Origin of the sequence: Gelidibacter gilvus (genome assembly GCF_004115975.1) — a bacterium.
GTDB classification, from domain to species: Bacteria; Bacteroidota; Bacteroidia; order Flavobacteriales; family Flavobacteriaceae; genus Gelidibacter; species Gelidibacter gilvus.
The window spans coordinates 72,547-80,617 of the sequence record NZ_SDDZ01000017.1 but is presented as its reverse complement, the minus strand read 5'-3'; the positions used below and the strand labels follow the sequence as shown (position 1 = coordinate 80,617).

General features: G+C 40.1%; 8 protein-coding genes and 1 pseudogene. 4 read left to right on the top strand and 5 right to left on the bottom strand.

What is annotated here, in order from left to right; translation table 11 throughout:
• Nucleotides 1–461: 461 nt before the first annotated feature.
• The gene (locus tag ESZ48_RS17770) at nt 462–695 is read left to right on the top strand and encodes a hypothetical protein (protein ID WP_129018849.1); all 234 of its coding nucleotides are present in this window, start codon (nt 462–464) and stop codon (nt 693–695) included.
• A complete protein-coding gene (locus ESZ48_RS17765; RefSeq protein ID WP_129018848.1) occupies nt 695–1,012 on the top strand; it encodes a type II toxin-antitoxin system RelE/ParE family toxin in 318 nt (105 codons plus the stop codon). The genes ESZ48_RS17770 and ESZ48_RS17765 overlap by 1 nt, the downstream gene beginning before the upstream one ends.
• Nucleotides 1,013–1,074: 62 nt before the next feature.
• Here ESZ48_RS17765 and ESZ48_RS19395 read toward each other — a convergent pair whose 3' ends face one another.
• Nucleotides 1,075–1,230 (bottom strand): hypothetical protein, encoded by a 156-nt coding sequence (locus tag ESZ48_RS19395; protein ID WP_190246297.1) that lies wholly within the window; start codon nt 1,228–1,230, stop codon nt 1,075–1,077.
• Between the two features lie 50 nt (nt 1,231–1,280).
• Here ESZ48_RS19395 and ESZ48_RS17760 point away from each other — a divergent pair, with 50 nt between their 5' ends.
• Entirely contained in the window at nt 1,281–1,760 is a 480-nt protein-coding gene (locus tag ESZ48_RS17760; RefSeq protein WP_129018847.1) for a hypothetical protein, read from the top strand.
• A gap of 157 nt (nt 1,761–1,917) precedes the next feature.
• On the opposite strand, the gene ESZ48_RS17755 is transcribed toward ESZ48_RS17760, so the two are convergent.
• The 3 genes from ESZ48_RS17755 to ESZ48_RS17745 all read right to left on the bottom strand — a co-directional run bounded on the left by ESZ48_RS17755 (nt 1,918) and on the right by ESZ48_RS17745 (nt 6,274).
• A complete protein-coding gene (locus tag ESZ48_RS17755; RefSeq protein ID WP_129018846.1) occupies nt 1,918–3,663 on the bottom strand; it encodes a serine/threonine protein kinase in 1,746 nt (581 codons plus the stop codon).
• Nucleotides 3,660–4,517 carry a PP2C family protein-serine/threonine phosphatase gene (locus ESZ48_RS17750; RefSeq protein ID WP_129018845.1) on the bottom strand — a complete coding sequence of 286 codons (858 nt, stop codon included), beginning with the start codon at nt 4,515–4,517 and terminating at the stop codon, nt 3,660–3,662. The genes ESZ48_RS17755 and ESZ48_RS17750 overlap by 4 nt, the downstream gene beginning before the upstream one ends.
• Nucleotides 4,518–4,621: 104 nt before the next feature.
• Nucleotides 4,622–6,274, bottom strand: a complete 1,653-nt coding sequence (locus ESZ48_RS17745) for a trypsin-like peptidase domain-containing protein (protein WP_190246296.1) — start codon at nt 6,272–6,274, stop codon at nt 4,622–4,624.
• Between the two features lie 348 nt (nt 6,275–6,622).
• Here ESZ48_RS17745 and ESZ48_RS17740 point away from each other — a divergent pair.
• Nucleotides 6,623–7,372: pseudogene (locus tag ESZ48_RS17740) on the top strand (ISAon1 family transposase); the annotation flags it as partial.
• Nucleotides 7,373–7,625: 253 nt separating this feature from the next.
• On the opposite strand, the gene ESZ48_RS17730 reads toward ESZ48_RS17740, so the two are convergent.
• A complete protein-coding gene (locus ESZ48_RS17730; RefSeq protein ID WP_129018842.1) occupies nt 7,626–7,982 on the bottom strand; it encodes an ISAon1 family transposase N-terminal region protein in 357 nt (118 codons plus the stop codon).
• Between the last annotated feature and the right edge of the window lie 89 nt (nt 7,983–8,071).

Genomic DNA, 8,071 nt, shown 5'->3' with positions numbered 1-8,071 from the left:
CTACATAGTTGCCCTTTTGGTATTAGTGGGGCGTTACAATGGTGTGGTTGCTTACCCAAGTAACTATGCCTCTGTATACGGTTCCTGTTCGTCAGTACCGAGTTTTGTAGTCTCGCTTTCTTCAGATGTAACCTCGCGGTTACCACCCTTACGACTTACTAATGCTTCCAGACGTTACTCCAGCGCATGAGGGACTTGCACCCTCTAAATTAATATCTTACTTTGCAGTAAGGTAAAGATGCCCATACTGGGCACACACACCGTGTAAAAATAATAGCCGAAACAGTAGTAAATCCAAGGGTTACAGCTCGCTTCAATTTTTTCGTAACTTGACAGAGAAGTGCTACGCAGTCGGCTACTATTCTTATACTTAACGTTGGCAACAAGCTAAAATCCGTGAAATCAAGAAATATTCGAACTGAATTTTATAATTTAGTATCTTTGATAAAATGCAGATCAAAATGAATATAGAAGCTCGAAAAATAGAATTTATTCAAGAATTTTTAAAAGTTCAAAGTGAGGACGTCATTTCCCGTCTTGAAAAAATTTTGAGAAAGGAAAATAACACTTCAGACGAAAACAAATTTGAGCCAATGAATGAAGAGGAATTGAATAAGAGAATTGACCAATCGGAATCGGATTTCCGCAATAAACGATTCAAAAGCAGTTCGGAGCTTTTATCCAAATACGAATAATGGGATTAAAAATAATTTGGTCTGCATTTGCCGAATCTCAACTTGACGAAATTTATGATTATTACGAAAAGAAAGCAAGCTCAACAGTTGCTACAAAACTTGTAAAGGGCATTATCAACGAACCAAAGAAATTGATTAAATCTCCTTTCATCGGACAAGAAGAAGAATTGCTCAAGGATAGAAAAATCAAATATCACTATCTGGTTTTTAAAAACTACAAACTTTTATATTCGGTTGACGAACAAAACGGATTTATAAAAATTGCTGATGTTTTTGACACTCGACAAAATCCGCCGAAAATGAAACGAACGGAATAAAGCCAGTTGCCAACAAGCCGTATCTAATTAATTGACTGGTTCTCGCATACTTTCGAAAATCCTCAACGCCCAAAAGCGTTGCAGGACGGATTGGCTTTTAACCAGTTCGCTTGGCTCGTGTTCCAATGGGAAGTTCCTGTTTGGAATTTTCCGTATTGCACCACACCATAACTCATACATGAAATGACATTGTCAATAATTTGAAAAACATTCAACATTGAAGAAAATACTTGCAAAAAAAGACATGAGCATCCTATTGATAGGTTTCATGTTTACACTTATAATTTTATCCTGTGTTCAAGAAAAAGAATCAAAATCAATTCTTAAAAATCCTAAAAAAACTACCGAATATTTTAAATTGAATTTTCCAGATACAATTTTAGAAAATTCAATGTTTGGTAAATTGGAATACTTTTATGAACTGCCTGATAGTGTTATAGCCGATAAAAACGATTATCGCATTATGACAGTTTACGCACAACTCACTAAAGATGAAAGAGATCCTAATAAAATAAAAACAAAGGAAACGGATTCATTCTTTGCAGAAAGTAAGAATTTTAAAGACACATTAGTAAGTCCGATATTTTTTGAAACAAAAGGGTTGAAAGGAAATTATTTTTTATCAGGAAAAGCAATTATTAAGTCCTTACCTGCCAATAACGGACGAAAAGATACCATAAGTGACCTAACTATGTATATTAGAGAGTTCGACTTTGTATTACCCAAACCAATTAAGATAAATGAATAAATAAACAGTTGACCATACAGTATAAGCTATGGTGTGTCTTAGCCTACATGAGAAATCAACAGGGCTTTAAAACAGGAACTCAAAGAAATTAATTTAAACGGCTGATTTTGAGTTGATAAACCATCTTTAATAAGCGCTCTGTTCTCAAAAAAATGCTCTAGTTGACCGTGCCTCGCTTTAGTGTGACTTCAAAAGTCTCTCCGGATCGGTAGCTTATGGGCTTTCCAGGAGCTTCAGAAAACAACTGAAACCGTTTTGATCGTAATTTAACAGTGCTTCCGTCCACAGCTTCCACCTGCTGGATGACAAAGCCAATTAAGGCTTTCTTTCTGTTGTGTGACGAGGGGATGACGTCCACAATCTTTCCTGTTACCGCTGCACCTTTACGTATGATAATCCTATCGTCAGCAACCACATTTTCATTACAAATCAGTCGAACAAGCTTTCCGTCCCGTTCAATTTCCTCCGAACTAAGATTCTCCATTAAGGTCACGAAAATTGATTTTCCTGCAGGCACTTCGGCAGGACTGTTTGAAACCGTGGTCTTTTCAGCCCTATTTTCACTGCTTGCACTTGGCTCCTCGCGTTCACTTGGCTCCGTATCCGACGGCTTACTATCCAATCCGTCGTTTATAGTCGTTTTCATCTTGGTGTTGGAGGTGGTATTTTTGCTGTAGGTCTTCTTCTCTTGAGGTTTTACCTTTTCCACCGGTTGCTCAGCAATACGATGGTACATCTCACTTGGTGTCTCCTTAAAATCACCAGTAGTTTGCTTAACGACATCCCGCAGCGGCTCATCCGCAGGTTCTTCCCAGGTAACCATAACAGGGGTTTCAGGGATTTCTTCAATCGCGCTGACATCTGCTCCGCCACTCCAAATCAATAGGATTGCAGACAATAGCACTGAGACACCAAGGATCACCAAAGACCAATTAACCTTACTAACAGTAGGAATTTTAAACCTTCCCGAAATCGATTTTGCCTGGGACAAAATTTTGTTGACAGAGATGATTTCATTTCCTTTTTGTGGCTCTGTAAAAACCTGTGACGCTTGAAGCACTTTGGCAAGTGTGGACTGATCGAGAAGTTCGCCACCTAGGCATTTCTCAATGGCATTTTTCATTTCCAAGGCTGACGGATATCTCCTGTTTGGGTTGCGCTGAAGTGCTTTGAAGATGATCTTTTCAAATGCATCAGGAACCGTGGGATTTTCCCGTAGGATAGATTCTGGCTGCTTCTCAAGCTTATCCTTCATCAATCGATAATCAGTATCACTTTGAAAAGGTGTGGTACCACAAAGCATTTCGTACAGAATATTGCCCACAGCATAAACGTCTGTGCGCTCATCACCTTCCTGACCTTGGATTTGTTCTGGAGCCATATACTCAAGCGTCCCAACCGATTTACCGTGACTTGTAATTCGCTGTGCATTACGCATTCTAGCAATACCAAAATCCATAACCTTTACTTCGCCATCTTCATTAATCATCACATTGGCTGGTTTGATATCGCGGTGAATAATGCCCTTACGATGAGCGTGATGCAACCCATCAAGTATTTGTACTGCAATGCTTGCAGCAAGCTGATGTGTGATTTTTTTATGGACAAAGAGCCAATCTTCGAGCGTCTTTCCTTCCACGTATTCCATGATCATCCAATACGTATTTTCCTGAGGTATAAACGAATAAAGATGGGTAACATTGGGGTGATTCAGTTTAGCTAAAGCAAGTGCTTCTGCCTGAAAACGTTCTCCCAAACTCTCTTCTTCCGATCCTGTATTTCTGTGAAGTTGTTTTATGGCGACAAATCTGTTAATCATGGTATCTTTTGCGAGATACACCGTTCCCATTCCACCTTCTCCAAGTTTTTGGATAATTTCATATTGGCTACCTTGTCTGCTCATGATATTATATTTTGTTCTTTTGTTACCGAAGGCATCGATTGAACGCCCGATGAAATATCTATCAGCAAAGCGGAGAAGTTGTCAGAGACATTGCGAGATATTGCCGTCGAACTGAGACATTCCAACACAAATTCAGGTTGTTCCATCAAAAGTAAATCCTTGATATCTTCCTCACTTAGCGCATCGTACACTCCATCGGAACAGAGCAATAAACGATCACCTTCACTTATCTCCCATCCTTCAGACGAAATCTGGGGCTGTATCGTTGGTGTGGTGCCCAATGCCTGTAATAAGACGTTTTTCATTGGATGATGATCTCGTTCTTTTTGTGTAATCTCACCACCTTCAAACATTTGATTGACCAGCGTATGGTCTGCACTCAATTGGATGAGGCTACCATTTTGTAACAGGTAAGCACGACTGTCGCCTATGTGTCCAAGATAACAAACGCCGTCGTGTATAATCACAGAAGTAGCCGTGGTGCCCATTCCATTTTGCTCGGGGTTTGACTCACCAGCCGCTAAGATCTTTTGGTGCGCTTCTAAAAATGCTTTTTCAAGGAGGATTTCTGGAGCGTGCTGTTTCCAGCTATTTAAACAATAGTCAAGCAATAGATCGCAGGCCATCTTACTGGCCACTTCACCTGCATTATGACCTCCCATACCATCTGCAACCACAGCAATGAGATTTTGGGTGTTATTTTCTGGAAAAGAAAATGCGAAGGCGTCTTCGTTGTGGTCGCGTACCGGACCAGTTTCTGATATGGCATAGACCGCACAAAAACGTCCTTTGCTACTAGGAAAACTTTGAGTTGAATTTACTGCCTTATTATTTTTTGAAAATAAAAACCTCATAATGATTAGTGTTAATTACGTTGTTACTGTCATCCACCAGCATAACAATTAGAACTGGTGGAAAATGACCGTATTCATTTCAAAACTGATAGTTGTAAAAGCCGTTATTTAATAACCTGCTGACGCCCCATTAATTCCATGACGTATTTAATTGGAACAGCAAAACTAATGGCATTTCCTCTTCCATCGGTAGTACCGGCACTGTACACACCAACAGCACGCCCCTTGTCATCAAACATAGGTCCACCGCTATTGCCACCCCCTGAAGAATTGATGGTAAGTTGATAATAATCCCCAAAGGAAGATCTATAATCATCAATTCGGTCATTTTTTTCGCTACCGCGAACCATTCGTCCAACATTTCCTGTGCTAATAGTGGGCACCGGAACACTTGTAATATTTGGATTGGTATTAAAATAATCTTGTGAACGCTTAAGCACAACTTGCCCCGGTGACATCCCTGGATACCCCATAACAATTGCAGCATCTCCTGGTTGAATGTCATTATAACTGTCATGAAGTTCAACTTTAGGTAGCGACTCAGGTAAATCAATTTTAATCATCGCTATGTCATGAGTAGACGAAACCCGTACAATCTGAGCTGGTGTCCGTTGTGAATTACCGGCAAAGGTCACATCTAGAAACGTATTCACTCCGGTGTACTTTTCATCATTGCCAGGCACCCAATTGCCTACCATAGCCTGTGATACTTCTTTATCCCATGCCGGTGCGAATTGGCCGTTTTGATTAGGTTCTACAAGCACACCTGGAAAAGCATATTGTTGAAATTGAAAGGAAGTAAACCAACTTGTAGCTACGTGCCGATTTGTAGCAATAAAACCACGCTCGTCTATCACAAAGCCACTACCAGTCCCTTTACTTGCTATAAGGTCTAATTCTATGCCTTGTGTATTACCAAGCGACCTGAGATAGTCACCCTTTGTAACTAATAAAGGCTCAATTTGTCCCTGCTGATTTTGAAAATAGGCACCTCTGTGTCCAACAATTTGTTTATCATTTACTATAGGATAATAAACATGATACATTTCCTCACTAGATGCCGTATTTGTGAGTTTCCAAGCCACCTCTATATAGACTACTTTCTCATTATTCGCCTTCGCTATTTCAGTAGGAGTAAAGGTGGTTTTAGCTTCCCTTACATGAACAACCTCCTTTATACCCTGTTTTTTATACAATAAATAGCCTCCTGTTGAAACTAGCAGTAAGATCGCAATGATTGTAATCACGAGACCGGTCTTACCTTCCTTTTCTGATTCGCGAATCATGTGCTGCATGGTATTCTTTCCAATCCCTTCTTTTGCCGTAGGTATTCTCTCTGAAGTACCCTTTGGTAAATCAGTAGCGGTATGTACCTTAGTTTCTTTTACTGGAACTGCATCGATAACCCGGGTTTTCTTAATATGCGACTGCGGGCGCGGATCAAGATCAAATTCAAAGGAAGGTCCCTCCTTCCCAAGCTTTACGATGTCACCAGCAAAAAGCTCGGTCTTACTGGTCGTATGCACATCATTTACAAAGGTTCCGTTTTTGCTCTGGCAATCGAAGATGAAAAAACGCTCAGCACTATTGCTATCTTGAACAATACGGCAATGATCACGACTGATGGTATCTTCCTTAACAGGGTCAAAACTTATATTGTTTTCCGATCCACGACCTATCCGTATTTCAGGATTGTTTGCAACAGAAAGCTTTTCCACTTGTCCCTTTTTGGAACCTGTAATGTGACGAATTAACATAGAAATTTCTTGCTCTTTCATTGTATTTGATTTAATTGGTTAAAATAAATTAGTGAAAAGTTGGTCGTGATATTCCATCATTCCCATTCTATAATTTAGACATCGGGCAATTGAAAAAATGTCATCATACAAATCAAAATTATTTTTGAATTATATGATTCGGAGGGTTGTCAAGAGTAAAAGAAACAGGTGGTTTGCGACAGGATAAAATAGTTTTGAAGAAGTTTTTGGTGGGATAATTGAAAACTCGGAAAAACGGGAAGGGTTTTCTTTCTATATAGACTAGCAACAATTTATGCGTAATCTTAAAATCCCACAACTTTTTGACTTGATCCTAAAAACGCCCGGGGAAAAAAGGGAGCCATCGTGGCCATGGTCAAGGGGACCAAGGCAGAGGACGTTATAAAAGTATTGCTTCAGATCCCCCTAAAGCAAAGAAGAACGGTCAAGGAAGTGACTTTGGATATGGCCGGTAATATGGGGCTGATCGTTAGAAGATCGTTCCCCGAGGCCACCTTGGTCATAGACCGTTTCCATGTTCAGAAACTGGTACTGGACGCACTACAGGAAATTAGGATCAAGCACAGGTGGGAAGCATTAGATGCTGAAAACGACGCCATAGAAAACGCCAGGGACAAATCCATAAAATATACCCCAGAGTTACTGTCCAATGAAGATACCTTAAAACAATTATTGGCCAGAAGCAGATATCTACTCTATAAACCAAGTAGTAAGTGGACTGAAAATCAATCTAAAAGAGCGGTAATACTTTTTGAACATTATCCGGATCTGGAAAAAGCATATAAATTGTGCCAGAACCTATCTTGGATATTTAACAATACAAAGGACAAGACATCAGCCCTGATAAGGTTGGCAAAATGGGATGAAAAAGTTAGACAGGCAGCATTCAAGAGCTTCAGCACCATATCCAGAACGATGTCAATCCATTATCAGAACATACTGAACTACTTTGACAACAGAAGCACAAATGCATCAGCAGAATCTTTCAATGCAAAAATAAAAGCTTTTAGGGCGCAGTTCAGAGGGGTCAGGAACGTAGAATTCTTTCTATATAGACTGACAACAATTTATGCGTAATCTTAAAATCCCACAAGTTTTTGACTTGATCCCGTTTTTATTGGTCACGATGGTGTACAGTTCGCCATTGGAAAAAGCGGTTTCATCAAGAGATAGGTAGCCTCCAAGGTTTTGTGGGAACAGGAGCCACTGCTTTGCGTGCGCTTTCTGGTCCCAGGTCTTAAAATCGCTTAAATAATCCTTGTACTGCCGTTGCAGGCTTCTGGGGCTGACACCATAGAACTTGGCAACAAGCGATGTGCTGGAAGCATTATTACTGACGGATCTCTTTTAAAAAAGTAGCAAACTCACCAGTGATCCTAGTTCCTTTTGCTACCAACTGCCAATCTCTTGTGACCAATGTGCCTGTGTCCTGATCCACCCATCTGCGACGTATGATGTGGAGATAGACGTTCTTTCCACGTATCGGAAAATCCTGAACTATAGCCTCTGGAAAGAAACCTTTGGAATGGAGCTTCACGTCACTATGCCCATCGGGAGCGTTGTTTAGTTCTGTAAAATAAAAGTGGAGCTCTTCACCTTTGACCTCATGTTTTTTAAGATCGAAATAGGTTACGAGCACTTCGGGAAGCAATAAGTTGGCAATGGATAAAAGTGAATCTGAGGACATGGAAATTTTTGCTCCAAAGTTCTTTCGTTTTTAGTTACTCCACAACTTTTTGTGTTGATCCCAAAATCCGAGGACAAGACCATACTTGA

Excerpts from the sequence above, each read along its gene's own strand:
- ESZ48_RS17770 (WP_129018849.1), top strand. The coding sequence starts at position 462 with ATGAATATAGAAGCTCGAAAAATAGAATTTATTCAAGAATTTTTAAAA.
- ESZ48_RS17765 (WP_129018848.1), top strand. The coding sequence starts at position 695 with ATGGGATTAAAAATAATTTGGTCTGCATTTGCCGAATCTCAACTTGAC.
- ESZ48_RS19395 (WP_190246297.1), bottom strand. The coding sequence starts at position 1,230 with ATGTTGAATGTTTTTCAAATTATTGACAATGTCATTTCATGTATGAGT.
- ESZ48_RS17760 (WP_129018847.1), top strand. The coding sequence starts at position 1,281 with ATGTTTACACTTATAATTTTATCCTGTGTTCAAGAAAAAGAATCAAAA.
- ESZ48_RS17755 (WP_129018846.1), bottom strand. The coding sequence starts at position 3,663 with ATGAGCAGACAAGGTAGCCAATATGAAATTATCCAAAAACTTGGAGAA.
- ESZ48_RS17750 (WP_129018845.1), bottom strand. The coding sequence starts at position 4,517 with ATGAGGTTTTTATTTTCAAAAAATAATAAGGCAGTAAATTCAACTCAA.
- ESZ48_RS17745 (WP_190246296.1), bottom strand. The coding sequence starts at position 6,274 with ATGTTAATTCGTCACATTACAGGTTCCAAAAAGGGACAAGTGGAAAAG.
- ESZ48_RS17730 (WP_129018842.1), bottom strand. The coding sequence starts at position 7,982 with ATGTCCTCAGATTCACTTTTATCCATTGCCAACTTATTGCTTCCCGAA.